The sequence below is a fragment of the Amycolatopsis sp. NPDC104819 genome (genome assembly GCF_055583145.1).
In genome coordinates this window covers 66,408-90,319 of sequence record NZ_JBVJON010000005.1, presented here as the reverse complement: position 1 = coordinate 90,319, position 23,912 = coordinate 66,408, and the positions used below count along the sequence as shown (strand labels likewise).

Genomic DNA, 23,912 nt, shown 5'->3' with positions numbered 1-23,912 from the left:
GACGAGAGCCGGTGCCGGCCGTGGGCACGGCCGGCACCGGCTCGGTTTGCCGAACGAGGAAGAAAGTGAAGCGGGTCCGGGGCCTCAGGCGTCGCCGGTGAGCTTCCCGCGCAGCTGCTCCAGGGTCTGCGAAAGCAGCCGGGAGACGTGCATCTGGGAGATGCCGACGCGGTCGGCGATCTGGGTCTGCGTCAGCCCGCCGAAGAACCGCATCACCAGGATCGCGCGCTCCCGCGCCGGCAGTTCCTGCAGCAGCGGCTGGAGGGCCTCGTGGTTCTCGACCATGGCCATCTCGTGGTCGGGCTCGCCCATCGTGTCGGCCAGCGACAGCGCCTCGGCGTCGTCGTGGACCGGCTTGTCGACGGAGAGGGCCTGGTAGGCGTTGCCGGCCATGAGGCCTTCGCGCACCTCGTCGACGTCCAGGTTCAGGTGCTCGGCCAGCTCGGTCGGCGTGGGCGCGCGACCCAGCCGCTGCGAGAGCGCGGCCGAGCCCTGGCTCAGGGACAGGTGCAGCTCCTTGAGCCGCCGCGGGACCCGCACCGACCAGCCGGTGTCGCGGAAGTGCCGCCGGACCTCACCCATGATCGTCGGCACGGCGAAGGACAGGAAGTCGTGCCCGCGTGCGGGGTCGAACCGGTCGACGGCGTTGATCAGACCGATCCGCGCCACCTGGACGAGGTCCTCGCGGGGCTCGCCGCGACCGGAGAACCGGGTCGCGATGTGCTCGGCGAGCGGCAGCAGCTCGGTCACCAGTCTCGCCCGGACGACGTCCCGCCGCGGGTCGTCGGCGTCGAGCGTCCCCAGCTCGTCGAACAGCGGTTCGCAGTGGGCGTATTCGTCCGGTCGGTGCAGGAGGGTTTTGCGCTCGCCGCTCACGCGCTCGTTCCCGGGTTGAGCACCAGCTCGATCGTGACGATGCCCGCGCCTCCACCGGGGAGAACGTCGCAGTGCGCCGTCACCGAACGGCTCAGCGTGGTCAGGACGTGCCAGCCGAACGTGCGGTCGCTCGGCGGCCGCGGGTCGGTGGACCGGGTCGAAACGACGACGTGCAGCCCCTCGGGCGACTGCCGGAACCGGCAGTGCAGCTGCGAGCCGAGCTCGGCCAGCTGGACGAGCTGCGCGCACGCCTCGTCGACGGCCATCTTGGCGTCCGCGATGGCGTCCAGGCCGAAGTCGGCGCGCGAGACCATGCCGTGGGTGAGCATGCGGACCAGCGGGATCTGCTCCGCCATCGCGGGCAGCCGCAGCTCGACCACCTCGTCCAGCAGCCCGTCGGCCGCCGGCTGGCCGCTCTGCCGGCCGCCACTTCGTGTTTCTTCCATGCCGAAGCTACTACCCATCCGGGGGAACGCTGACACTTGCCGATCAGGGGTTTCCGGTCTGGTCACCGGCCCAGCGCCTTTTCGAGTTCTTTCTTGGACATCTTGGAGCGGCCGTCGATGGAGCGCTTCTTGGCCTCGTTGTAGAGCTGGTCCTTCGTCGGCCCGCCCGGCCCCTTGCCGTTCCCCGACCGCTCGCCGCCGCGCTGCTGGGGCGACTTGTCCTTCAGCGACGTCCTGCTCGCCTGCTTCGATTCGCCGGCCTGGGCGCGGTTCTTGTTCACCGTCCGCGAGGCGATCTCCTTGGCCCGCTTGGTGCTCGCGCCGCGGTCTTCGGCGGAGTCCTTGACGTGCTCGTACTGGCGTTCGCGCTTGGCGCTCCACGACTGGGGCATGACCACTCCTTCCGACGCCCGCGGGATACCCGGCCGGTCGCCGGGCAAACGTCACCCATGACGGTCGGCTACACCCTGATGACCGAGCAGACCGGCCCGAACGAGCTAATCCGGTTCGCCGCCGGCGCGGAGCAGGCCGGCTTCGACTTCGAAGTGATGAGCGACCACTACTCGCCCTGGCTCGCCGAGCAGGGGCACTCGCCCTACGCCTGGAGCGTGCTGGGCGCGGTCACGCAGGGCACCGAGCGCGTCGAGCTGATGACGTTCGTGACGTGCCCGACCATGCGCTACCAACCGGCGGTCGTGGCGCAGAAGGCGGCGAGCACGTCGTCGGCCGCGGCTGGCCGCCGGCCAACGTCCGCCACGACCTGCTCGCCGAAGCCGTGCAGATCATCGGCGGGCTCTTCGACGGCGGCTCCTTCGACTACGAGGGCAAGCTGTGGGACCTGCCGGAGAAGCGGACGCCGGTCGGCATCGCCGTGTCGGCTCGCAGGCGGTCAAGCGGTTCGCCCCGGTCGCTGACGCGATGATCGCCGTCGAGCCGAAGGCCGAGCTCGCGCAGGAGTGGGACGCGACGAAGCCCGGCCCGCCGAGCCGCAAGATCGCGCAGCTGCCGGTGTCCTGGGGCCCCGACCGCGACGCGGCGGTGAAACGCGCGCACGAGCAGTTCCGCTGGTTCGCCGGGGCGACGCTTCACCGACGTCGCACTGATCCAGATCGGCGGAGACCGGCAGGAGGACTTCCTCGACTTCGCCGAAAAGGAGCTGCTTCCGGCACTGCGTGGCTAGCCGCGAAGGCCGTTGCTCCGAACGGACGCGTGCCCCACGACGGCGGTGACCGCTTGCGCCCGGCGTGATCGGGATGCAGTAATCTCGCGCTGGACCCGTTAAAGCGCTAGCGGCCCACTAGTGGCGCGCGCCCGGGTCCTCCCTGGTCTTGAGCGCCCTGAGAACCAGAAGAGGGGCGTTACCAGGATGACGGGCGGCCATGAGCAGCTCACCGCGAGACTGGACGAGGTCACGCTCGCGATGGAGTCGCTGACCGCGATGCTCGACACCGAGCTCGACCTCGGCCAGATGCTGCAGGCGGTGTGCGACCACGTGGTGCAGGTGGTGCCGGGGGCGGACATGGCGAGCATCACGCTGGTGCGGGAGGGCGTGCCGGAGACGGTCGCGAGCACCGACCAGCGGGCGGTCAACTTCGACCGCGAGCAGTACCGGATCGGCGACGGCCCGTGCCTGCGCGCGGCCGAGACGGGCCAGCCGGTGCGGGTCGGCGTCGGCGCGGTCGGGGACCTGTGGCCGCAGTTCGTGTCGTCGGCCGAGCAGCTGGGCGTGGCCAGTTTCCTGGCGGCGCCGCTGACGGTGGACGGCGACATGTCCGGCGCGGTCAACCTGTTCGGCTTCGGCGAGCACGGCTTCAGCGAGCTGGGCACGAAGATCCTCGAGCTGTACACGGCGACGGTGGTGTTCGGCCTTCGCAGCGCCCGCCGCTACTTCGCGGCGCGCGAACTGATCGACCAGCTCAACCGCGCGCTCGAGACCCGTGCGGTGATCGACCAGGCCAAGGGCATCCTGATGGCGGCCCACCGCATCACGGCCGAAGAGGCGTTCCAGCGGCTGGTCAAGCGCTCGCAGGACGGCAACCGGAAGCTGCACGAGGTGGCGGCCGAGTTCGTGGCCGCGGTGGCGACGACCACCGGCTGACGGCGGCCGGGCCCCGGCTAGGCGGTCGGGACCTCGTCGGGTGGGGCTTCCGTCTCCATCGCCGCCTCCGGGCGGTGCCGGCTGCGCTGGCACGTCGTGCAGACGAGGGTCCGGCCGAGCACCGTCCCGTCGTCCGCGACGACCTGCGCCACGTGCATCGTCGGGAAGCCGCAGACCTCGCAGGGCAGCGAGCCGTCCTCGCGGCTGATGCGGAGCTGGGTGCCCATTCGGCCTCCTGCTGTGACGTGGGTCTCACCTACCTTGCCGGTTCCGGCGCCAAAGCCCACTGAATTCACTCGTTCGGCCTAATCGAGGCTGTCTCCGGTGACCCTTTCGGTGCCTCTTGTGTCGCGTGAGGTGCTCCCGGGTAGTCCGCGGGAGAAGGCCTTGACCGGAGGGGAGAACAACATGCGAGACAAGCGGAACGACCTGCGGCCGGTGGCGGACCTCCTCCTGGAGGGCGGGGACACCCCGGAGCAGGCGGAGACGCGCCGCAAGGCCGCGCTGACCGTCGCGGCCAGTGCGAAGGACCCGATGACTGCGCGTTGCTGCTCGAAATGCTGGGCCTGCACCGGGGTGACGGCCGCAGCAGCGAAGTGGCCTGAGCCGGTTTCGCCGGGACTCGCCGCGGGTATCGGATGGCGGTGAGGAGGTCGACATGGCCAGACCGGTGTGGAGCGGGGCGCTGAGCCTGGGGCTGGTCACCGTCCCGGTGGAGCTGTACCCGGCGGTGGCGGACCACACGATCCACTTCCACCAGTTCGAACGCGGGACGTCCGACCGGATCCGCAACCGCAAGGTCAACGAGCGGACCGGCGACGAGGTCACCCAGGACGAGATCGTCAAAGGGTACAACCTCGGCGGGGGTGACCACGTCCTCGTCGAACCCGACGAGCTGGACGACATCGCGCCCGAGCGGTCCCGGCGGATCGACATCGAGCAGTTCGTCGGGCTGGACGAGATCGACCCCTGGTTCTTCGACCGGACGTACTGGCTCAAGCCCGCGAAAGAGGACTTCGCCAAGGCGTACGGCCTGCTGCTGCGGGCGATGGACCGCAGCGAGAAGGCCGGGATCGCCAAGTTCGTGCTGCGCGGCAAGGAGTACCTGTCGGCGATCCGCGCCGGCGACGGTGTCATGGTGCTCAACACCCTCCACTTCGTCGCCGACCTGCGGAAGCCGAAGGACGTCATGGGCGGGCTGCCCAAGCTGCCGAAGCCGCGGCCGAAGGAGCTCGACATGGCGCTGTCGCTGGTGGACGAGATGACCTCGCCGTGGCGGCCCGAGGACTACCGCGACGAGTACTCCGGCCGCGTCGAGAAGCTCCTCAAGGCCAAGAAGGCCGGCAAGGAGATCACGCACGAGGAGGAGCCGGAGCCCTCGGCCGACGTCGTCGACCTCTTCGAAGCCCTGTCCCGCAGCGTGAAGAGCCGCAAGGGCGGTGGCAAGGCACCCACGAAGAAGACGACGAAGAAGCAGCCTGACCTCGGCGAGCTGTCCAAGACCGACCTCGACAAGCTCGCCCGCGAGCAGGGGGTGAAGGGACGGTCGAAGATGACCCGCGCCCAGCTGGAGAAGGCGCTCAAGGCGTCCTGAGGGAGCGGGCGTGAAGATCTCTCATCCGGACAAGGTGTTCTTCCCCGGTGACGGCCTGACGAAAGGGGACGTCGCCGAGTACTACCGGTCCGTCGCGGACGTCATGCTGCCGCACCTGCGCGGCCGCCCGCTGACGCTGCGGCGCTACCCCGACGGCATCGAAGGCCAGAGCTGGTTCCAGAAGCACCCGGGGGAGCACTTCCCGGACTCGATCCGCGTCGAGCGGGTGCCCCGCAGCGGCGGCGGCACCGACGAGTACGTCGTCTGCGAAGACGCCGAAACGCTGGACTACCTGGTGAACCAGGGCAGCATCGAGTTCCACGTCTGGCTGTCCACTGTGGACGCGCCGGAGCGCCCGGACCGGCTCGTGCTGGACCTCGACCCGCCGGAGGGCACCCCGGTCACCGAGCTGCGCGCGGTCGCGCGGCGGATCCGCGACCACTACGAGCGGGCCGGGCTCACCGCGTTCGTCCAGGCGACCGGCGGCCGCGGCTTCCACGTGCTGGCGCCCCTCGACGCGAAGGCGGACACGGACGTCGTGCTGGAACTCTCCCGCGCCCTGGCCGGCGCCGTGGCCGCGGACGACCCCGACCGGCTGACGACGGCCCAGCGCAAGGAAAAGCGCGGCGACCGGATCTTCCTGGACGCCAACCGCAACGGGTACGCGCAGACGTTCGTCGCGCCCTACTCGCTGCGCGCCCGCCCGGGCGCGGCCGCCGCGACCCCGCTGGACTGGCGGGAGCTGGGCAAGGCCGACCCGGCCGGCTGGGGCCCGGCGCGGGAAAAGCAGCGGCTGGCGCGCAAGGCCGACCCGTGGCGAGACCTGGACGAGCACGCGGGATCGGCGGAAGCGGCGTTGAAGCAGCTCAGTTGAGCGTTTCGGGCCCCGGCAACGAAGGTCGAGACGGTCAAGGCCAACTCGGTCGCGATCGTCTCCGACGGCTCCGCCCTGCTCGGGCTGGGCGACCGGGGCCCGGCCGCGGCCCTGCTACTCCGCCGGCGGCATCGTCTGCGACAGCGAAGGAGTGCTGCACGGCGAGCGCGACCTGGTCGGGGAGAAGCACTGGCTGGCGGCGCCACCGGCAGTGTGCAGGACGCCCTGCGCGGCGCGGACGTCTTCGTCGGGGTGAGCGCGAGCGCCGGCCGACGTCGTGGGGGAGGACCTGGAGCCGGGGCACATCGTGCCGAGCGTGGCCGAGGCGGTCGCGGGCGCGGCGAAGGCGGCCGAATAGTCCACTGTGGACCCGTCGGCCGCCTGCTCAGTGGGAGTCGGCGGTCGGGGTCGTGTCGCCCTCGGTGGACTTGTGCGTCTTCTCGCTGCGGGCGATGTGCCAGGCGACCAGCGCGCCCGCGCTGACCGTGCCCCACAGCACGAGAGCGGCGTCGCGGGCGAAGAGACCGACGACGAGCATCACGACCGCCGTCACGTCGCAGAGGACGAGCAGGAAGTTCGCCCGGGTGACCCGGCGTGGCCGCCGGCCGCTGAAGGCGGCGGCGAACGCGGGGTCGCTCGCCTGCAGCCCGGCTTCGATCTCGCGAAGGGCGTGGCGTTCTCGCTCCGGCAGCATGGGTGGCCTCCTCGCCTCGGCTATCGAAGTGGTACCCGCTCCGCGCCCGGCCGAAGCGGTGTTTCGGCGGGAAAATCAGTGGTTGTCGCGGGGGATGCCCTTCGTGGCGGCGATCCGCTGGTACGCCACGGCCGGGCGCAGCACCATGCCGTCGCACAGCTGGTCGACCATCGAGCGCTGGATCTCCTGCCACGGTGTCTGCGCTTCGGGCACCGGGTACCCACCCGACTCTGCCAGCTCCTTGTGCCGCAGTGCGAGCTCTTCGCCGGGAATGAGCACGTTCGCGGTACCGGCCGAAAGGTCGATCCGCACCCGGTCACCGGTCCGCAGCACCGCAAGCCCGCCGCCGGCCGCGGCTTCGGGGGAGGCGTTGAGGATCGACGGCGACCCGGACGTGCCCGACTGGCGGCCGTCGCCGAGGCAGGGCAGCTCGTGCACCCCGCGCTTGATCAGCTCGGCGGGCGGGCGCATGTTGACCACCTCGGCCGAGCCCGGGTAGCCGAGCGGGCCGGTGCCGCGCATCACGAGCAGCGAGTGCTCGTCGACACCGAGGTCCGGGTCGTCGATGCGGGCGTGGTAGTCCTCCGGGCCGTCGAACACGACGGCGGTGCCCTCGTAGACGCCGCCCGCGAGGTAGCGCCGCCGGAACTCGGGGGAGATGACGCTGGACTTCATGATCGCGGCGTCGAAGAGGTTGCCCTTGAGGACGAGGAACCCGGCGTCTCCGGTGAGCGCGGTGTCGAAGGTGCGGATGACGTCGCGGTCGCCGGCCTCGGCGTCGCGGCAGTTGTCACCGAGCGTGCGGCCGTTGACGGTGCCGGCGTCCTCGTGGATCAGCCGGTGCCGCATCAGCTCGTGCACCACGGCCGGGACACCGCCGGCGCGGTGGAACTCCTCGCAGAGGTACTTGCCGGCCGGCTGCAGGTCGACCAGCAGCGGGACGGCGTGGCCGAGCCGCTGCCAGTCCTCGAGGGGCAGGTCGACGCCGATGTGCCGGGCGATCGCGCCGATGTGGATGGGCGCGTTGGTCGAGCCGCCGATCGCGGAGCTCACCACGATGGCGTTCTCGAACGCCTCGCGCGTCAGGATGTCCGACGGCTTGAGGTCCTCGCGCACCATCTCGATGATCCGCAGCCCGGTGCGGTAGGCCATCCGCGCGCGGTCGCGGTGCGGCGCCGGGATGGCCGCGCAGCCGGGCAGGCTCATTCCGAGCGCTTCGGCGAGCGCGTTCATCGTCGACGCCGTGCCCATGGTGTTGCAGTGCCCCGGCGACGGCGCGGAGGACGCGACGAGCTCCATGAACCCGGCGTCGTCGATCTCGCCGGCCGCCAGCAGCTCCCGGGCCTTCCAGACGATGGTCCCGGAGCCGGTGCGCTCACCGTTGTGCCAGCCGTTGAGCATCGGCCCGCCGGAGAGCACGATGGCCGGGAGGTCGACGGTCGCGGCGGCCATCAGGCAGGCCGGGGTCGTCTTGTCACAGCCGGTGGTCAGCACGACGCCGTCGATCGGGTAGCCGTAGAGCGTTTCGACCAGGCCGAGGTAGGCGAGGTTGCGGTCGAGTGCGGCGGTGGGGCGTTTGCCGGTCTCCTGGATCGGGTGGACGGGGAACTCGATGGCGATCCCGCCCGCCTCGCGGATGCCCTCCCGGGTGCGGTCGGCCAGCTGCAGGTGGTGCCGGTTGCAGGGGGAGAGGTCGGACCCGGTCTGGGCGATGCCGATGATCGGCTTGCCGGACTGCAGCTCTTCCCTGGTCAGGCCCCAGTTCATGTATCGCTCGAGGTAGAGCGCCGTCATTCCGGGGTCGGCGGGGTTGTTGAACCAAGCTTCGCTGCGCAGTCCCATACCGGCCAGTTTGGCATAGGGATAGGGCCCTTCCGGCACCCCGAAGCCTTCATTGTGACTACGGCCGGCAACACCGCGTCAAGGCGGGAAAGATGCCTTGACCCGGCGCTGCCGGCCGTGTTCTGGCTTCGGATCGGGGTGCGGGAGGGGGGTCTGGGTCCTCGTCAGCCCAGGCCGTTCAGCCCGATCACCCGTGAATACCAGTGCGCGCTCTGCTTCGGGGTGCGCTGCTGGGTTGCGTAGTCGACGTGGACCAGGCCGAACCGCTTTGCGTAGCCCTCGGCCCACTCGAAGTTGTCCAGCAGTGACCAGTAGAAGTAGCCGCGTAGGTCGACGCCCGCCGCGATGGCGTCGTGCGCTGCTCGCAGGTGGGAGTCGAGGAATGCCACGCGGTCGGTGTCGACGATGTCGCCGCCGTCGGAGATGACGTCGGGGTATGCCGCGCCGTTCTCGGTGATGTACAGCGGGACCCGTCGGTAGCCGCGGTGGACCTGCAGCAGTGACTCCGTCAGCCCGGCCGGCTGGACCTCCCAGCCGGAGTCGGTGTGCGCCGCCGCCGGGTCCGGGACGAAGTGGACGTCGCCCGCCCCGACCCACTCCGGGCCCGCCGGCTCGCTGCCCGGCACCGGGCGGCCCGCGACGCGGTAGTCGCGGTAGTAGTTCACGCCCAGCCAGTCGACGGGCGCGCCGATGACCGCGGCGTCCTCGTCCCGCACGACCGAGCCCAGCCCGAACGGCGCGAGGTCGGCGACGAGGTCGTCCGGGTAGCCGCCGCGCAGCACCGGGTCGAGGAACAGCCGGTTCTGCAGCCCGTCGATGCGGCGGCACGCGGCTACGTCGGCGACGTTCGCCGGGTCGTGCGGGACGACCGGGTAGAGGTTCAGCGTGATGCCCGCCGGGACGCCCGGCGCGTGCCGGCGGATCACGTCCATCGCCAGCCCGTGGCCCAGCAGCAGGTGGTGCGTCGCGGCGACGGCGGCGGGGTGGTCGGTGCGGCCGGGCGCGTGGATGCCGCCCGCGTACCCGAGCATCGCCGCGCACCACGGCTCGTTGAGCGTCGACCAGCTGGCGACGCGGTCACCGAGCCGGGCGAGCACCGTCTCGGCGTAGTCGGCGAACCGGAACGCGGTGTCGCGCGCCGTCCAGCCGCCCTTGTCCTCCAGCGCCTGGGGCAGGTCCCAGTGGTAGAGCGTCGCCCACGGCTGGATCCCGGCCTCCAGGAGCCGGTCGACCAGACGGTCGTAGAAGGCGAGCCCGGCGGTGTTGGGGGCGCCGCCGTCCGGGCGGACCCGCGGCCACGCCAGCGAGAACCGGTAGGCGCCGAGGCCGAGCCGGCGCATCAGGTCGACGTCTTCGCCGTAGCGCCGGTAGTGGTCGGCGGCCGGGTCGCCGGTGTCGCCGCCCACGACCGCACCCGGACGGCGCGCGAAGACGTCCCAGACCGAGTCGGTGCGCCCGTCGGCCGTGGTGGCTCCTTCCACCTGGAACGCCGCGGTGGCGGCGCCCCAGACGAAGCCGGGCGGGAACATCGACGCGGTCTCCGCCCGAACGCTGTCGGGATGTACGGACATGGTCACCCTTTCACGGCACCTTGCATGATCCCGGCCACGATCTGGCGGCCGAGGAGGACGAAGACGATGAGGATCGGGATGGTGGCCAGGGTCGTGCCGGCCAGCACCAGCGAATAGTCGACGTAGTAACCGCTCTGGAGCTTCTCCAGCGCCACCTGGACGGTCGGGTTGCCCGCGTCCAGGACCACCAGCGGCCAGAGGAAGTCGTTCCAGGACGTCATGAACGTGAACATCGCGAGGATCGCCGCGGCCGGGCGCACGGCGGGCAGACAGACGTTCCAGAAGATCCGGATCATGCTGCAGCCGTCGACGCGCGCGGCCTCGATCAGCTCGTACGGCAGCGCGTCCACTGTGTACTGGCGCATCCAGAAGACGCCGAACGCGGTGACCAGGTTGGGCACGATCACCGCCTGCAGGCCGCCGGCCCAGCCGAGCTCCGACATCGCGATGAACAGCGGGATGATGCCCAGCTGCGTCGGCACGGCGAGCGTGACGACGATGAACACGAACATCCCGTTGCGCCCCTTGAACCGCAGTTTCGCGAAGGCGAACCCGGCCAGCGACGAGAACAGCACCGTGGTGAGCGTGACCGTGCCGGACACGATCACGCTGTTGGCCAGCGCCTTCCAGAACGGCACGGTGTCGAAGACGCGGGCGGCGTTGGCGAAGAAGTTGCCGCCGGGCACGAACGGCGGGATGCGCTCGGTGAGCATCCCGTTGTCGCGGCTGGCCACCAGGAACGACCAGTAGAACGGGAACAGCGAGCCGAGCACGAAGATGGCGAGCACGATGTACGTCGCCTTGCGCGGTTTCCCGAGCGTGGCGACGGACTTGCGCAGTCCACTTTGGAGTGTGGTCATTTCTTTTTCACCGCCGGGGTCCGCGCGAGCCGGCCGGTGAGGAAGAAGTTCACCAGCGCGATGAGCACGATGATCACGAACAGCACCCAGGCGATCGCCGAGGCGTAGCCGAGGTTGTAGTTCTCGAACGCCGATTGGTACAGGTACAGCGTCACGGTCTGGAACTGGTTGGTCGAGCCGCCGTTGTTCGACCCCGGGAGGGCGTCGAACAGCTTGGGCTCGGTGAAGATCTGCAGGCCGCCGATCGTCGAGGTGATGGTGACGAAGACCAGTGTCGGCTTCAGCAGCGGCAGGGTGACAGCTGTGAACCGGCGCCACGTGCCCGCGCCGTCGATCAACGCCGCCTCGTGCAGCTCCTTCGGGATGGCCTGCATCGCCGCGAGCACGATCAGGGCGTTGTAGCCGGTCCAGCGCCAGTTCACCATGATCGCGATCGCGACGTGGCTGCCGAAGCGGCTGGCCTGCCAGTCGACCGGGTCGAGCCCGATCGTCTGCAGCACGCCGTTGATCAGCCCGTACTTGGGGCCGAACAGGTTGGCGAAGATGATGCCGATCGCCACGAGGCTCGCGGCGTACGGCAGCAGGATGCCGACGCGCCAGCCGGTGGCGCCGCGCAGCCGGGCGCCGAGCAGCGCCGCCAGCAGCACCGCGATGATCAGCTGCGGGACGCTGGAGAGCAGGAAGATGCTGATCGTGTTGGTCAGCGCGTTCCAGAACTGGCTGTCGGCGAACAGCTCCTTGAAGTTGTCGAAGCCGATGAACTCCGGGTTGTCGTCCCCGGCCTTCCAGTCGAACAGCGAGACGTAGGCGGTGTAGAGCAGCGGGAACAGCCCGACGATCCCGAACACGACGAAGAACGGCGCGACGTAGAGGTACGGCGATACCTTGACGTCCCACCGGCTCAGCTTGTGCCGGAAGGTGGGCCGGGAAGACACTCGCTTCCCGGCCGTACTCCCTTCCGGCGCGACCTTGTCGATGACGGTCATGAGGTCAGCGGGTGATCTTCTTCGCCGAGTCGACCAGTTGCTGCCAGCCGTCCGCCGCCGACTTGCCCTGTTCGACCGCCTGCAGCGCCGGGCTGGAGGCGTTCTCCTGGATCTGGCCGTCGCCCGGGCCCTTGTACTGCGGCTTCTGGACCTTCTTGGCCTGCTCGGCGAACAGCTCGCCGACCTTCGCGTCGCCGAAGTAGGCGTCGGTCTGGCTCAGCAGCGCGGGGTCCGACAGCGCCTTGACCTGGCTCGGGAAGGTGCCCTTGGCCTGGAACGCCTTGATCTGCTGCTCCGGCGCGGTCAGCCACGCGGCCAGCTCGGCGGCTTCCTTCGGGTGCTTCGACTGCGTCGGCACGGTCAGGTACGAGCCGCCCCAGTTGCCCCCGCCGCCGGGGAAGGCCGCGGTGACGGCCCACTTGCCCGCGTTTTCCGGGCCGGCCTGCTCCTTGATCACGCCGAGCATCCACGCGGGGCACACCTTCGTGGCGAAGGCGCCCTGCTTGAAGCCGGTGTTCCACTCGTTGCTGAACGCGGTCAGCTTGGCCGACTCGCCCTTGGCGACGGCGTCGGTGACCTTCGTCCAGGCGTCCTTGATGCCCTGGTTGCCCTCGACGGCGAGCTTGTCGTCGGAGCCGATGTAACCCTGGGGGAGCTGGTTGACCATGGCGTTGAAGTTCTGCGCGGCCGAGTCGAACCAGGCCTTGCCCTTGGTCTTCGAGACGTAGTCGGCGCCGGCGGAGAAGTAGCTGTCCCAGCTGGCGAACAGCGGCTTGACGGCCTCGGGGTCGGTCGGCAGGCCCGCCGCGGCGAACATGTCCTTGCGGTAGCACATGGCGAGCGGGCCGATGTCGGTGCCGTAGCCGATGACCTTGCCGTCCTTGGTCTTGGCGGCGTCGTACTTCCAGCCGAGCCAGCGCTCGGGGGAGGCGTCGGCGGGGCCGATCTTGCTCAGGTCGTTGAACTTCGAGCCCTTGTCGAGGACGTCGGAGAGGTGGCCCTCCTCGACCGCGGAGACGTCGGCGAGACCGGAGCCGGCGGCCAGCTTGGTGATGAGGTCCTGGTGGTACGGGCCGCCCTGGCCGGTCTTGCGGTGGGTGATCTTGATGTTCGGGTGCAGCCGCTCGTACTCCGGGATGAGGGCCTCGTAGCCGAACTCGGTGAACGTCGCCAGCGTGAGGTCCACGTGCTCGTTCGGACCCGCTGCCGCCGGGGTCTCGTCACCGCCGCCACCGCAGGCCGTGGCGCCGAGCGCCGTCATCGTGATGCCCAGTGCCAGGACCAGGCCGTTCCGGATCGTTCTCACGTGTCCAACCACCTTGTTGACGGGAATGAGCGCTCCTACTGCTGGGAGCCGGACTGGGAGCGCTCCCAGGTGTCGCAGAGTCTGGTTGGGGCCTCGACCGGTGTCAAGGGGTCGTAACCGGAGCGTTTCCTGCGAGGAGCGCTCCCGGACTTTGCGCACCAGTGCCGGTTAAGCTGTCCGCGTACAGGTGGTGGCGGGAGCGAGGGCGGTAGGCGTGGGGCCTCGAGCAGGGGATGAAGAACGGCCGACACTGGAGGACGTCGCGGCGTTCGCCGGCGTGTCGCGGTCGACGGCGTCGCGCGCGTTGAACGACGACGCGTACGTCAGCGCGGCGGCGCGCGAGAAGGTCCTCGCCGCGGCCCGCGACCTGGGCTACTCCCCGAACCAGGCGGCGCGGTCGCTGGTCACCCGCCGGACCGGGGCGATCGCGGTGGTGCTGTCGGAGCCGGAGGCCCGGCTGCTCGACGACCCGTACCGCACCGCCGTCATGCGGGCCGGCTACCGCGAGCTCGCCGACGTCGGCCGTCAGATGGTGCTGATCTTCAGCGACACGCGCGAGGACCTGAGCAAGACCGTCCGGTTCCTGGAGGGCGGGCACGTCGACGGCGCGCTGGTGTTCGCGCCGCACCGCGCCGACCCGCTGCCCAAGGCACTGCGGCTGCTGCGCATCCCGGTGGTGTTCGGCGGGCAGGCGGCCGGCATCCGGCGCGGGGTGCACGTCGTCGACTTCGACAACGAGGGCGGCGCCCGGCTGGCCGTGGAGCACCTGGTCGCGGCCGGACGGCGGCGGATCGGCACCATCGCCGGGCCGCAGGACCAGAGCGCCCCGATCGACCGGCTCGCCGGCTGGCGCAAGACCCTCCTCGACGCCGGCCTCGACCCCGCCGACCTGGCCGAAGAGGCCGACTTCACGCTGGCCGGCGGCGCTTCGGCGATGTCGGCCCTGCTCACCCGGCAACCGGACCTCGACGCGGTGTTCGTCGCCAGCGACATGATGGCGGTGGGCGCGTTGCGCACGCTGGACGCGGCCGGCCGCCGCATCCCGGAGGACGTCGCGGTGGTCAGCTTCGACGACAACGCGACCCTGGCCCCGGCCATGGACCCACCCCTGACGTCGGTCCACCAGGACCCGCGCGAGCAGGTCCACGCGATGGTCGAGACCCTGATCCAGCTGCTCGACGACCAGAACCTGAAGCCGCGGCAGCAGATCCTCCCGGTCTCCCTGGCGGTCCGCGCCTCCAGCTGACCGCCGTGTCGACCCCCCAATCACGCGTGTCGACCTCCTGATCACGCGTGTCGACCCTTCCCGCACGGGCCGACCGGCGAACTCGCGTGTCCGGAGGGTCGACTCACGTGATTAAAGGGTCGACACGCGTGATTGAAGGGTCGACACGGCCGGGGGCGCCGGTGGCTGGGAGCGATCCCGCCTGAGGTGCACGCCTTTGGCGCTAAACGGTGTTTCCTTGGTGCTGAGGGTGACCGGCATGCTGGGCCGGACGGGTGAACGGGCGACCGTCGGGGGCGGCTGTTCAGGAGCGTTCAGTGCGCCGGTGCGAGCCGGGAGCACGGATGTGACGTCCGCGGCCGCGGTGTCCTTCTGACTCGATTCTTTACATCCACGTTTCCGGCTGGCTACCGTCTGCGCCTGGAAGCGCTCCCAGATCGCTGGCTCCCTACGGACAAAGGAGTTCCGCAGCCATGCGTTCCTCTCCCCGACGGCGCCTTGTGCGCCGAACGCGCTGGTTACGCGGCCGCGCGCCGGCCATGGTCTCGGCCGTGGTCGCGTTCACCGCCGCGCTGGTCGTCCCCTCCTCGGCGCTCGCCGCCGACGTCGCCTGTTCCGTCACCTACACCACCAACGACTGGGACACCGGGTTCACCGCGAACGTCTCGCTGCGCAACGACGGCGCGCCGCTCGACAGCTGGAAGGTCGGCTGGACCTTCCTCGACGGCCAGAAGGTCCAGCAGGGCTGGAGCGCCACCTTCGCCCAGACCGGCGCCGCGGTCACCGCGACGAACCTCTCCTACAACGGCCACCTCGACACCGGGGCCAGCGCGAGCTTCGGCTTCAACGGCTCGAAGGGCTCCGCCAACCGCCCGCCCACGGACTTCTCCGTCAACGGCACCGCGTGCACCGGCGCCAACAAGGCCCCGACCGTCAGCCTGACGTCGCCGACGTCGTCCGGCACCTACTACGCCCCGGCCACGATCCCGCTCGCCGCGACGGCCGCCGACTCCGACGGCACGGTGAGCAAGGTCGAGTTCTACGCCGGCGACAGCCTGCTGGCCACCGACACCTCCGCGCCGTTCGAGGGCAGCTGGGCCAACGTCCCCGCCGGGACGTACTCGATCACGGCCAAGGCCTACGACAACAAGAACGCCTCGACGTCGTCGAGCCCGGTGAGCGTGAAGGTCCTTTCCGGACCCACGATCGTCGCGACCCCGGCGACCACGCAGGTCAAGCAGGGCGGGACAACCACGTTCGCGGTCAGCCTCGCCGGCGCGCCGACGAGCTCGGTGACCGTCGGCGTCGCCCGCACGGCGGGCAGCACCGACCTCACCGCGACCCCGACGAGCCTCACCTTCACCACGTCGAACTGGAGCACCCCGCAGAACGTCACGGTGAAGAGCGCCGACAACGGGGGAGCGCTGGGCAGCGCCACCTTCACCGCGAGTGGCACCGGCTACACCGCGGCCACTGTCACGGTCACCGAGATCTCGTCGTCCACTTCGGACTACCAGCTCGCGTTCCTGACGCAGTACAACAAGATCAAGGATCCGAACAACGGCTACTTCCGCAAGTTCGGGAACATCCTGGTGCCCTACCACTCGATCGAGACGCTCATCGTCGAGGCCCCGGACCACGGCCACGAGACGACGTCGGAGGCGTTCAGCTACTACCTGTGGCTGGAGGCGTCCTACGGGCGGATCACCGGGGACTGGTCGCCGTTCAACCAGGCGTGGACGTCGATCGAGACGTACGCGATCCCGTCGGCGGCCGACCAGCCGGGCAACTCCGGCTACAACGCGAGCAAGCCCGCCACCTACGCGGCCGAGTACCCGAGCCCGAAGTCCTACCCGTCGCAGCTGCAGACCGGCGTCTCCGTCGGCAGCGACCCGATCGCGGCCGAGCTCAAGGCGGCCTACGGCTCGGCGGACGTCTACGGCATGCACTGGCTGCTCGACGTCGACAACATCTACAAGTTCGGCCACTGCGAGGACGGCACGAACACCGCGCCCGCGTTCATCAACACCTTCCAGCGCGGCTCGCAGGAGTCGGTCTGGGAGACCGTCACCCAGCCCAGCTGCGACACCCTGAAGTTCGGCGGCAAGAACGGTTACCTCGACCTGTTCACCGGCGACTCGGCCTACGCCAAGCAGTGGAAGTACACCGACGCGCCGGACGCGGACGCCCGCGCCGTCCAGGTGGCCTTCCAGGCCGAAAAATGGGCAGCCGCCCAAGGCAAGAGCGCCGACGTCGCGGCCGTCGTGAAGAAGGCGTCGAAGATGGGCGACTACCTCCGGTACTCGCTGTTCGACAAGTACTTCAAGAAGATCGGCAACTGCGTCAACCCGAGCAGCTGCCCCGCCGGCACCGGCAAGGACAGCGAGCACTACCTCGTCTCCTGGTACTACGCCTGGGGCGGCTCGCTCGACCAGAACGCGTGGGCGTGGCGCATCGGTGACGGAGCGGCGCACCAGGGATACCAGAACCCCTTGGCCGCGTACGCGCTGTCGGCCGACCCGGGCCTGAAGGTGACGTCGGCGACCGGCGCGAGCGACTGGGCGACCAGTCTCGGCCGGCAGCTGGAGTTCCTGCAGTGGCTCCAGTCGTCCGAAGGCGGCCTCGCCGGTGGCGCGACCAACAGCTGGGACGGCCAGTACGGCACCCCGCCGTCCGGGACGCCGACGTTCTACGGGATGTTCTACGACCAGCAGCCGGTCTGGCACGACCCGCCGAGCAACCAGTGGTTCGGCTTCCAGACCTGGGGCATGGAACGCATCGCCGAGTACTACCAGGCCACGAACGACGCCCGGGCCAAGAAGATCCTCGACAAGTGGGTCCCGTGGGCGATCGCGAACACCACGGTCGGGGCCGGCGGCAGCTTCCAGATCCCGGCCGATCTCGGCTGGAGCGGCGCGCCGGACACCTGGAACGCCACCAGCCCGGGCTCGAACACGAGCCTGCACGTCACGGTGAAGAACTACAGCAACGACGTCGGGGTCGCGGCATCGCTGGCCAAGACGCTCCTGTACTACGCGGCCGGCTCGAGCAACGCCCAGGCCAAGACCGTGGGGGAGAGCCTGCTGACGGCGCTCTCGGCGAACACCGACAGCAAGGGCATCGCGGTGCCGGAGACCCGGACGGACTACAACCGGTTCGACGACGCCTACAACGCCACCACCGACCAGGGCCTGTACGTGCCCTCCGGCTGGACCGGCACGATGCCGAACGGCGACCCGATCAACGCCGGCTCGACGTTCACCTCGATCCGCTCCTTCTACCAGAGCGACCCGCAGTGGCCGAAGGTCCAGTCCTATCTGGACGGTGGCGCCGCGCCGACGTTCACCTACCACCGGTTCTGGGCGCAGTCGGAGATCGCCACGGCGTTCGCCGCCCACGTCGCCCTGTTCGGCTGAAAGGCACTCGATGAAGCGACTGCTCGCCCTCGCGGTCGCCGCACTGGTCGGGGGCGCCGTTCTCACGGCGTCCCCGGCCACCGCGGCCCCCGCGCTCCAGGGAACCGGCACCGGCTACTGGCACGCGTCCGGCTCCCAGCTCGTCGACGCCACCGGCGCGCCGGTCCGGATGACCGGCGTCAACTGGTTCGGCGCCGAGACCGGCAACTACTCGCCGCACGGCCTGTGGAGCCGCAACTACCGGGACATGCTCGACCAGATGGCGGGCCTCGGCTACAACACGCTGCGGCTGCCCTACTCCAACCAGCTCTTCGACCCCGGCGTCAAGCCGAACAGCATCGACGCCGTCCAGAACCCCGACCTGCAAGGGCTTTCCGGCCTGCAGGTGCTCGACAAGATCATCGCCTACGCCGGCACCAAGGGCATGCGCGTCATCCTCGACCAGCACCGGCCGGACTCCGGCGCACAGTCCCCGCTCTGGTACACCAGCGCGTACCCCGAGAGCCGCTGGCTGTCCGACTGGACGATGCTCGCCCAGCACTACAAGGGCAACACCACGGTGATCGGCGCCGACCTGCACAACGAGCCGCACTCGATCCAGGGTGGCGGGGGAGCGTGCTGGGGCTGCGGGGACACCGCGACCGACTGGCGCCTCGCCGCCGCGCGCGGCGGAAACGCGGTCCTGTCCGCCAATCCGGACTGGCTGGTCATCGTCGAGGGTGTCGACTGCGTCAGCGGCACCGGTGACCCGCAGTGCGGCTGGTGGGGCGGCAACCTCTCCGGCGCCCGGCAGTTCCCGGTGCGACTGTCCAAACCGGACAAGCTGGTGTACTCGGCGCACGAGTACGCGACGTCGGTGTTCGCCCAGCCGTGGTTCTCCGACCCGTCGTTCCCGGCGAACCTGCCGGCGCTGTGGGACCACTTCTTCGGCTACCTCCAGAAGCAGAACATCGCGCCGGTGCTGCTCGGCGAGTTCGGCACCACCCTCGCCGACCCGCGCGACAAGACGTGGCTGCAGGAGCTGATGAAGTACGCCGGGACCGGGGCGACCGGGATGAGCTTCACGTACTGGTCGTGGAACCCCAACTCCGGCGACACCGGCGGCATCCTCAACGACGACTGGACGACGGTCAACCAGACCAAGCAGGCGATCCTCCAGCCGTACCTCATGCCGCCGGTCGGCGGCGGTGGCGGGACCACCGACCCGCCGCCCGCGGTGAGCTGCGCGGTCACCTACCACGTCGACAACGCGTGGCAGGGCGGGTTCGTCGCCTCCGTGACGCTCAAGAACACCGGCACCACCCCGCTGAAGACGTGGGCGCTCGGCTGGACCGCGCCTTCGGGGACGCAGATCACCGGCGGCTGGGGCGCCACCGTCACCCAGTCCGGGCAGCAGGCGACGGCCAAGGCGCCGTCCTGGGCGCCCGACCTGGCCGGCGGCGCTTCGACGTCGATCGGCTTCCAGGCGACCGGCGCCTCGACCGGCTCTCCCAGCGGCTTCGCCGTCGGCTCCACCAGCTGTTCCGCCTGACCCGACAACACGAAGGAGCACACTCGATGAAGAGTGCATTCTGGTCCCCGAAGAGGAAGATGCGGTTCGCCGTGGCTTCCTCGGTGACGGCCGCCGCGGTCGTCGCGGGGCTGCTGGTGGCCGGGGGCAGCCCGGCGACCGCCGCCACCGGCTGCAAGGTCACCTACAGCACCAACCTGTACGAGCCGGGGTTCACCGCGAACATCACGGTGACCAACCTCGGCGACCCCATCACGTCCGGCTGGAACCTCGAATGGGACTTCGGCGGCAACCAGCAGGTCACGCAGGGCTGGAGCGCGACGTTCAGCCAGAGCGGTAAACACGTCAGCGCGAAGAATCCCAGCTGGGGCGCGACGCTGGCGACCAACGCGACCGCGAGCCTCGGCTTCAACGGGTCCTACAACGGCAACAACGCCGTCCCGGCCTCCTTCTCGCTCAACGGCGTCCACTGTGACGGCACCACGGGCGGCACGACCACCACACCCACGACGCCGACCACTCCGACGACCCCAACCACCGTCACGACCACCCCGCAGCCCGGAACCCACGTCGACAACCCGTACGCCGGGGCCAAGGGGTACGTGAACCCGGACTGGTCGGCCTCGGTGACCGCGGCGGCCGCGGCCAAGGGCGGCACGCTCGGCGCGCAGATGGCCAAGGTGGCGAACACCTCCACGGCCGTCTGGCTCGACCGGATCGCGGCGATCGAGGGCACCTCGAGCGCCCGTGGCCTGCGCGGGCACCTCGACGCGGCGCTGGCCCAGCAGAGCGGCGCGACGCCGGTGACGATCCAGATCGTCGTCTACGACCTGCCGAACCGCGACTGCGCGGCGCTGGCGTCCAACGGTGAGCTGCAGGCCGGCTCGAACGGCCTGGCCCGGTACAAGAGCGAGTACATCGACCCGATCGCCTCGATCCTGTCGGACGCGAAGTACGCGCCGCTGCGGGTCGTGGCGGTCGTCGAACCGGACTCGCTGCCCAACCTGATCACCAACACCGCGACGGCCAAGTGCGCCGAAGCGCAGTCCACCGGGGCCTACACCCAGGGCATCCAGTACGCGCTGAACAAGCTGCACGCGATTTCCAACGTCTACAACTACCTGGACATCGCGCACTCGGCGTGGCTGGGCTGGGACAGTAACTTCGGCCCGTTCGTCAACCTGGTCAAGCAGACGTTGCAGGGCACCACGGCCGGGGTGAACAGCATCGACGGCTTCATCAGCGACACGGCGAACTACACCCCGCTGACCGAGCCGAACCTGCCCGACCCGAACCTGACCGTGGGCGGCCAGCAGATCAAGTCGGCGACGTTCTACCAGTGGAACCCGTACTTCGCCGAGGTGCCGTTCGCCACCGCGATGTACACCGCGTTCGTCTCGGCCGGCCTGCCCAGTGGCATCGGCATGCTGATCGACACCTCGCGCAACGGCTGGGGCGGCTCGGCCCGGCCCGGCAGCGCGTCCGGGTCCACTGTGGACAGCTATGTGAACTCCGGCCGGACCGACCGGCGGCTGCACCGCGGCAACTGGTGCAACCAGAGCGGAGCCGGGCTGGGCACGCGGCCGACCGCGTCGCCCGCGGCGCACTTCGACGCCTACGTCTGGATCAAGCCGCCGGGTGAGTCCGACGGCGCGAGCTCGCAGATCCCGAACGACGAAGGCAAAGGCTTCGACCGGATGTGCGACCCGACCTACCACGGCAGCGACCAGGCCAACGGCGGCAACCTGACCGGCGCCCTGCCGAACTCGCCGCTGTCCGGCAAGTGGTTCCAGGCCCAGTTCGAGGAGCTGGTCCAGAACGCCTACCCGCCGGTGCAGTAACCCCGCAGTGCTCCCGGGCCGGGCGGTGCCGCGCAGCCGCCGTCCGGCCCGGGTCTCCACCCCGTCCACTCCAGGAAGGAACCGCTCATGAAGAACCGGCTACGGGCCACACTGGCGTCGTTCGGAGCCGCGACCGTGCTGCTCTCCGGCGGTGTGGTGCTGACCGCCCCACCGGCGGCCGCGGACACGCAGCTCTGTGACAAGTACGGCTCGCTGCGCATCCAGGGCGGCAAGTACATCGTGCAGAACAACAACTGGGGCGACGACACGACCCAGTGCCTTTCGGTGTCCGCCACCGGGTTCACCGTCACGACGGCGTCGCACAACCGGCCGACCAACGGCGCGCCGGGCAGCTATCCGTCGGTGTTCGCCGGTTGCCACTACGGCAACTGCAGCAGCGGCAGCGGCCTGCCCCGGCAGGTCCGGTCGCTGGGCTCGCTGCGGTCGCATGTGGACTACGCGACCGTCCAGGCGGGACAGTGGGACGCGGCCTACGACGTCTGGTACGACCCGAACCCCAACCCGGCCGGGCAGAACACCGGCGCCGAGGTGATGATCTGGGGCAACCACCGCGGCGCCCCGCAGCCGGTCGGCAGCGTCATCGGGACGGCGCAGCTGGCCGGAGCGACGTGGAACGTCTGGTTCGGCAACATCGGCTGGAACGTGATCTCCTACGTCCGCACGTCCGGCACCGACAGCCTCGACGTCAACCTGAGCGACTTCACCCGGGACGGCGTCAACCGCGGCAAGATCAGCGACGCCTGGTACCTGACGAGCGTCCAGTTCGGCTTCGAGCCGTGGCAGGGCCAGACCGGGCTGGGCGTGCGGTCTTTCAGCGTGTCCGGCTAGAGGTCCTTGCGGAAGGACAGCCGGTCCAGCCCCGGCCCGTCGTAGTCGGGCTGGACCGGCAGTCCGTCGAACTCCTTCGGGCCCGGCTCGGTGACGAACCCCAGCCGGGTGTGGAACGCGTGCGACCCCTTGTTGACCGGCGACGTGATCGCGCGCACGGTCGTGCGCCCGTTGGCCCGGCTGTAGGCGAAGAACCGCTCGTACAGCTCCGCGCCGAGCCCGTTGCCGCGCTCGGCGGGGTCGACGCCGACGAAGTGGATGTAGCTCTCCGCCGGCCGGGACGGCGAGACGAAGCCGATCAGGAACGCGACGATCCGCTCGTCGGAGGTCACCACGAAGCTGCTGTCGGTGAAGTGCTGGAACATCAGCTTGGGCAGCAGCAGGGCCCGCTGACGGGAGGCTTCCGGGCCGCCCATGCCGTCCCACCAGCTGTCGAGGACGGCCAGCACCGGCAGGTGGTCTTCGGGACCCGGACGGCGGAGGTCGTAGTGCCGCCAAGGTGTCGAGAGGGGAGTGGTCATGACCGGCACCCTGCCTGCTCCGGCGGGCCCGCGCGAGCGGGTTTTGCCGGTCCCGGCCTCACGGCACCACCCGGTGCACCCCGATCAGCACCTGCTGCCAGACGGCGGCCGGGTCGGCACCCCGCTCGACCGACCCGAGGGCGGGCGCGATCACCGTCTCCTGGATCTTGCCGTCACCCGGACCCTTGTACTGCGGCTTCCCGACTTTCTGCGCCTGCGCGACGAACACCTGCCCGCTCAGCGCGCCGCCGAAGTAGCCGTTCATCTCGCTGAGCAGGTCGGGGGAGGTGAAGGCGTCGACCTGGCTGGGGAAGTTCCCGCTCACCCGGAACGCGTGCAGCTGCTGCTCCGGCGCGGTCAGCCACGCGGCGAGCGCGGCGGCCTCCTTCGGATGCGCGCTCAAGGTCGGCACGGTCAGGTAGGAGCCGCCCCAGTTGCCGCCGCCGTCCGGGAAGGCGTCGGTGATCGCCCACTTGCCGGCGTTGCCCAGCCCGGCCTGCTGTTCGATGACACCGAGCATCCACGACGGACAGACCTTCGTCGCGAAGGCGCCGAGGCGCAGGCCGTTGTTCCCGTCGTCGGCGAAGGCGGTGAGCCCGGCCGACTGGCCCTGCTTCACGGCGGTGGTGACCCGGTCCCAGGCGCCGCGCAGCGCGGTGTTCGTTTCCAGCGTCGGGTGGTCTTCGCGGTCGAGGTAGCCGACCGGGAGCTGGTTGACCATGGCGTTGAAGTTCTGCGCGGCGGAGTCGAACCAGGCCTTGCCCTTGGTGCGCTTGACGTACTTCTCGCCCGCCGCGAAGTAGCTGTCCCAGGTCGCGAACATCGTCTTCACCGACCCGGGGTCGGTCGGCAGCCCGGCCGTTTCGAGGAGGTCCTTGCGGTAACACATGGCGAGCGGGCCGATGTCCGTGCCGTAGCCGACGAGCTTGCCGTCCTTGCTGCGGCCGGCCGCGTACTTCCACTCCAGCCACCGGCCGGGCTTGACGTCGGCGGGCCCGATCTCGGCCAGGTCGGCGAACTTCCCGGACTGCGCCAGGACGTCGGCGAGATGTCCTTCTTCGACGGCCTGGACGTCGGCGAGCGGCTGGCCGTTCTGCAGCTTGGCCAGCAGGTCCTGGTGGTACGGGCCGCCCTGCTCGGTCCGGACCTGGGTGATGGTGATCCCGGGGTGGGTGAACTCGTAACCGGGGATCAGGTCGTCGTAGCCGAACTGGCCGAAGGTCGCGAGGGTCAGCGTGATGGCTTCGGGGGTGCCCGGCCCGCACCCGCCGGTCAGGACGAGCAGGACGAGCGTGACGGCGAAGGCCAGCCGTCTTCGGATCTGCCTCATGTGCGCGCACTCCCCATTGGCCTGCCACTCCCTCGTGGCTGGGAGCGCTCCCGGACGGAGTGTTGTTCGCGGG

At 70.1% G+C, this 23,912-nt stretch carries 21 protein-coding genes and 1 pseudogene; 10 read left to right on the top strand and 12 right to left on the bottom strand.

The features are described 5' to 3' along the window. Positions 1-84: 84 nt before the first annotated feature. The 3 genes from ACZ63E_RS16580 to ACZ63E_RS16570 form a co-directional block, all read right to left on the bottom strand. Complete coding sequence (locus ACZ63E_RS16580; RefSeq protein WP_465336839.1) at positions 85-876, bottom strand: SigB/SigF/SigG family RNA polymerase sigma factor; 792 nt, start codon at positions 874-876, stop codon at positions 85-87. Further along, positions 873-1,322 (bottom strand): ATP-binding protein, encoded by a 450-nt coding sequence (locus ACZ63E_RS16575; protein ID WP_465336838.1) that lies wholly within the window; start codon positions 1,320-1,322, stop codon positions 873-875. The genes ACZ63E_RS16580 and ACZ63E_RS16575 overlap by 4 nt, the downstream gene beginning before the upstream one ends. A 62-nt stretch (positions 1,323-1,384) precedes the next feature. Next, a complete protein-coding gene (locus tag ACZ63E_RS16570) occupies positions 1,385-1,714 on the bottom strand; it encodes a plasmid stabilization protein (RefSeq protein ID WP_465336837.1) in 330 nt (109 codons plus the stop codon). 57 nt (positions 1,715-1,771) lie between these two features. Between ACZ63E_RS16570 and ACZ63E_RS16565 the strand changes: the two are divergent. Beyond that, a pseudogene (locus tag ACZ63E_RS16565) lies at positions 1,772-2,502 on the top strand (LLM class flavin-dependent oxidoreductase). A 186-nt stretch (positions 2,503-2,688) separates the two neighbouring features. After that, positions 2,689-3,420, top strand: a complete 732-nt coding sequence (locus ACZ63E_RS16560) for an ANTAR domain-containing response regulator (protein ID WP_465312411.1) — start codon at positions 2,689-2,691, stop codon at positions 3,418-3,420. Between the two features lie 17 nt (positions 3,421-3,437). Here the strand turns inward: ACZ63E_RS16560 and ACZ63E_RS16555 are convergent, their stop codons facing one another. Further along, the gene (locus ACZ63E_RS16555; protein WP_465336835.1) at positions 3,438-3,647 is read right to left on the bottom strand and encodes a hypothetical protein; all 210 of its coding nucleotides are present in this window, start codon (positions 3,645-3,647) and stop codon (positions 3,438-3,440) included. 181 nt (positions 3,648-3,828) lie between these two features. Between ACZ63E_RS16555 and ACZ63E_RS16550 the strand changes: the two genes are divergently transcribed. The 3 genes from ACZ63E_RS16550 to ligD are packed head-to-tail and all read left to right on the top strand — an operon-like array spanning position 3,829 to position 5,888. After that, the gene (locus ACZ63E_RS16550) at positions 3,829-4,068 is read left to right on the top strand and encodes a hypothetical protein (RefSeq protein WP_465336834.1); all 240 of its coding nucleotides are present in this window, start codon (positions 3,829-3,831) and stop codon (positions 4,066-4,068) included. A gap of 10 nt (positions 4,069-4,078) precedes the next feature. Then, positions 4,079-5,014 (top strand): non-homologous end joining protein Ku, encoded by a 936-nt coding sequence (gene ku / locus ACZ63E_RS16545; protein ID WP_465336833.1) that lies wholly within the window; start codon positions 4,079-4,081, stop codon positions 5,012-5,014. Positions 5,015-5,024: 10 nt separating this feature from the next. Next, positions 5,025-5,888: a non-homologous end-joining DNA ligase gene (gene ligD, locus ACZ63E_RS16540; protein ID WP_465336832.1), complete on the top strand. Its 864-nt coding sequence runs from the start codon at positions 5,025-5,027 to the stop codon at positions 5,886-5,888. A gap of 385 nt (positions 5,889-6,273) precedes the next feature. Here ligD and ACZ63E_RS16535 read toward each other — a convergent pair whose 3' ends face one another. From ACZ63E_RS16535 to ACZ63E_RS16510, 6 genes are all read right to left on the bottom strand, one after another. Then, a complete protein-coding gene (locus ACZ63E_RS16535; RefSeq protein ID WP_465336831.1) occupies positions 6,274-6,582 on the bottom strand; it encodes a DUF3040 domain-containing protein in 309 nt (102 codons plus the stop codon). Positions 6,583-6,657: 75 nt separating this feature from the next. Beyond that, positions 6,658-8,424: an IlvD/Edd family dehydratase gene (locus tag ACZ63E_RS16530; protein WP_465336830.1), complete on the bottom strand. Its 1,767-nt coding sequence runs from the start codon at positions 8,422-8,424 to the stop codon at positions 6,658-6,660. 164 nt (positions 8,425-8,588) lie between these two features. After that, positions 8,589-9,995, bottom strand: a complete 1,407-nt coding sequence (locus ACZ63E_RS16525; protein ID WP_465336828.1) for a GH1 family beta-glucosidase — start codon at positions 9,993-9,995, stop codon at positions 8,589-8,591. A 2-nt stretch (positions 9,996-9,997) separates the two neighbouring features. Further along, complete coding sequence (locus ACZ63E_RS16520) at positions 9,998-10,855, bottom strand: carbohydrate ABC transporter permease (protein ID WP_465336826.1); 858 nt, start codon at positions 10,853-10,855, stop codon at positions 9,998-10,000. After that, positions 10,852-11,841 carry a carbohydrate ABC transporter permease gene (locus ACZ63E_RS16515; RefSeq protein ID WP_465336824.1) on the bottom strand — a complete coding sequence of 330 codons (990 nt, stop codon included), beginning with the start codon at positions 11,839-11,841 and terminating at the stop codon, positions 10,852-10,854. The genes ACZ63E_RS16520 and ACZ63E_RS16515 overlap by 4 nt, the downstream gene beginning before the upstream one ends. Before the next feature lie 4 nt (positions 11,842-11,845). Next, the gene (locus ACZ63E_RS16510; RefSeq protein WP_465336823.1) at positions 11,846-13,147 is read right to left on the bottom strand and encodes an ABC transporter substrate-binding protein; all 1,302 of its coding nucleotides are present in this window, start codon (positions 13,145-13,147) and stop codon (positions 11,846-11,848) included. A gap of 250 nt (positions 13,148-13,397) precedes the next feature. Between ACZ63E_RS16510 and ACZ63E_RS16505 the strand changes: the two genes are divergently transcribed. The 5 genes from ACZ63E_RS16505 (at position 13,398) to ACZ63E_RS16485 (ending at position 21,988) form a co-directional block, all read left to right on the top strand. Next, a complete protein-coding gene (locus ACZ63E_RS16505) occupies positions 13,398-14,393 on the top strand; it encodes a LacI family DNA-binding transcriptional regulator (protein ID WP_465337464.1) in 996 nt (331 codons plus the stop codon). A 530-nt stretch (positions 14,394-14,923) separates the two neighbouring features. Beyond that, entirely contained in the window at positions 14,924-17,788 is a 2,865-nt protein-coding gene (locus tag ACZ63E_RS16500) for a glycoside hydrolase family 48 protein (protein ID WP_465336821.1), read from the top strand. A 10-nt stretch (positions 17,789-17,798) separates the two neighbouring features. Continuing rightward, positions 17,799-19,319 (top strand): cellulase family glycosylhydrolase, encoded by a 1,521-nt coding sequence (locus tag ACZ63E_RS16495; RefSeq protein WP_465336820.1) that lies wholly within the window; start codon positions 17,799-17,801, stop codon positions 19,317-19,319. Between the two features lie 26 nt (positions 19,320-19,345). Then, positions 19,346-21,139, top strand: a complete 1,794-nt coding sequence (locus tag ACZ63E_RS16490) for a glycoside hydrolase family 6 protein (RefSeq protein WP_465336819.1) — start codon at positions 19,346-19,348, stop codon at positions 21,137-21,139. An 87-nt stretch (positions 21,140-21,226) separates the two neighbouring features. Beyond that, positions 21,227-21,988, top strand: coding sequence for a GH12 family glycosyl hydrolase domain-containing protein (locus tag ACZ63E_RS16485; protein WP_465336818.1), 762 nt, complete (start codon positions 21,227-21,229; stop codon positions 21,986-21,988). On the opposite strand, the gene ACZ63E_RS16480 is transcribed toward ACZ63E_RS16485, so the two are convergent. Both ACZ63E_RS16480 and ACZ63E_RS16475 read right to left on the bottom strand, forming a co-directional pair. Beyond that, entirely contained in the window at positions 21,985-22,509 is a 525-nt protein-coding gene (locus ACZ63E_RS16480) for a GNAT family N-acetyltransferase (RefSeq protein WP_465336817.1), read from the bottom strand. The genes ACZ63E_RS16485 and ACZ63E_RS16480 overlap by 4 nt on opposite strands. A 58-nt stretch (positions 22,510-22,567) precedes the next feature. Next, positions 22,568-23,839, bottom strand: a complete 1,272-nt coding sequence (locus ACZ63E_RS16475) for an ABC transporter substrate-binding protein (protein ID WP_465336816.1) — start codon at positions 23,837-23,839, stop codon at positions 22,568-22,570. Between the last annotated feature and the right edge of the window lie 73 nt (positions 23,840-23,912).

Excerpts from the sequence above, each read along its gene's own strand:
- ACZ63E_RS16535 (WP_465336831.1), bottom strand. The coding sequence starts at position 6,582 with ATGCTGCCGGAGCGAGAACGCCACGCCCTTCGCGAGATCGAAGCCGGG.
- ACZ63E_RS16515 (WP_465336824.1), bottom strand. The coding sequence starts at position 11,841 with ATGACCGTCATCGACAAGGTCGCGCCGGAAGGGAGTACGGCCGGGAAG.
- ACZ63E_RS16575 (WP_465336838.1), bottom strand. The coding sequence starts at position 1,322 with ATGGAAGAAACACGAAGTGGCGGCCGGCAGAGCGGCCAGCCGGCGGCC.
- ACZ63E_RS16555 (WP_465336835.1), bottom strand. The coding sequence starts at position 3,647 with ATGGGCACCCAGCTCCGCATCAGCCGCGAGGACGGCTCGCTGCCCTGC.
- ku (WP_465336833.1), top strand. The coding sequence starts at position 4,079 with ATGGCCAGACCGGTGTGGAGCGGGGCGCTGAGCCTGGGGCTGGTCACC.
- ACZ63E_RS16490 (WP_465336819.1), top strand. The coding sequence starts at position 19,346 with ATGAAGAGTGCATTCTGGTCCCCGAAGAGGAAGATGCGGTTCGCCGTG.
- ACZ63E_RS16480 (WP_465336817.1), bottom strand. The coding sequence starts at position 22,509 with ATGACCACTCCCCTCTCGACACCTTGGCGGCACTACGACCTCCGCCGT.
- ACZ63E_RS16550 (WP_465336834.1), top strand. The coding sequence starts at position 3,829 with ATGCGAGACAAGCGGAACGACCTGCGGCCGGTGGCGGACCTCCTCCTG.
- ACZ63E_RS16475 (WP_465336816.1), bottom strand. The coding sequence starts at position 23,839 with ATGAGGCAGATCCGAAGACGGCTGGCCTTCGCCGTCACGCTCGTCCTG.
- ACZ63E_RS16495 (WP_465336820.1), top strand. The coding sequence starts at position 17,799 with ATGAAGCGACTGCTCGCCCTCGCGGTCGCCGCACTGGTCGGGGGCGCC.
- ACZ63E_RS16485 (WP_465336818.1), top strand. The coding sequence starts at position 21,227 with ATGAAGAACCGGCTACGGGCCACACTGGCGTCGTTCGGAGCCGCGACC.
- ACZ63E_RS16530 (WP_465336830.1), bottom strand. The coding sequence starts at position 8,424 with ATGGGACTGCGCAGCGAAGCTTGGTTCAACAACCCCGCCGACCCCGGA.
- ACZ63E_RS16570 (WP_465336837.1), bottom strand. The coding sequence starts at position 1,714 with ATGCCCCAGTCGTGGAGCGCCAAGCGCGAACGCCAGTACGAGCACGTC.
- ACZ63E_RS16560 (WP_465312411.1), top strand. The coding sequence starts at position 2,689 with ATGACGGGCGGCCATGAGCAGCTCACCGCGAGACTGGACGAGGTCACG.
- ACZ63E_RS16525 (WP_465336828.1), bottom strand. The coding sequence starts at position 9,995 with ATGTCCGTACATCCCGACAGCGTTCGGGCGGAGACCGCGTCGATGTTC.
- ACZ63E_RS16520 (WP_465336826.1), bottom strand. The coding sequence starts at position 10,855 with ATGACCACACTCCAAAGTGGACTGCGCAAGTCCGTCGCCACGCTCGGG.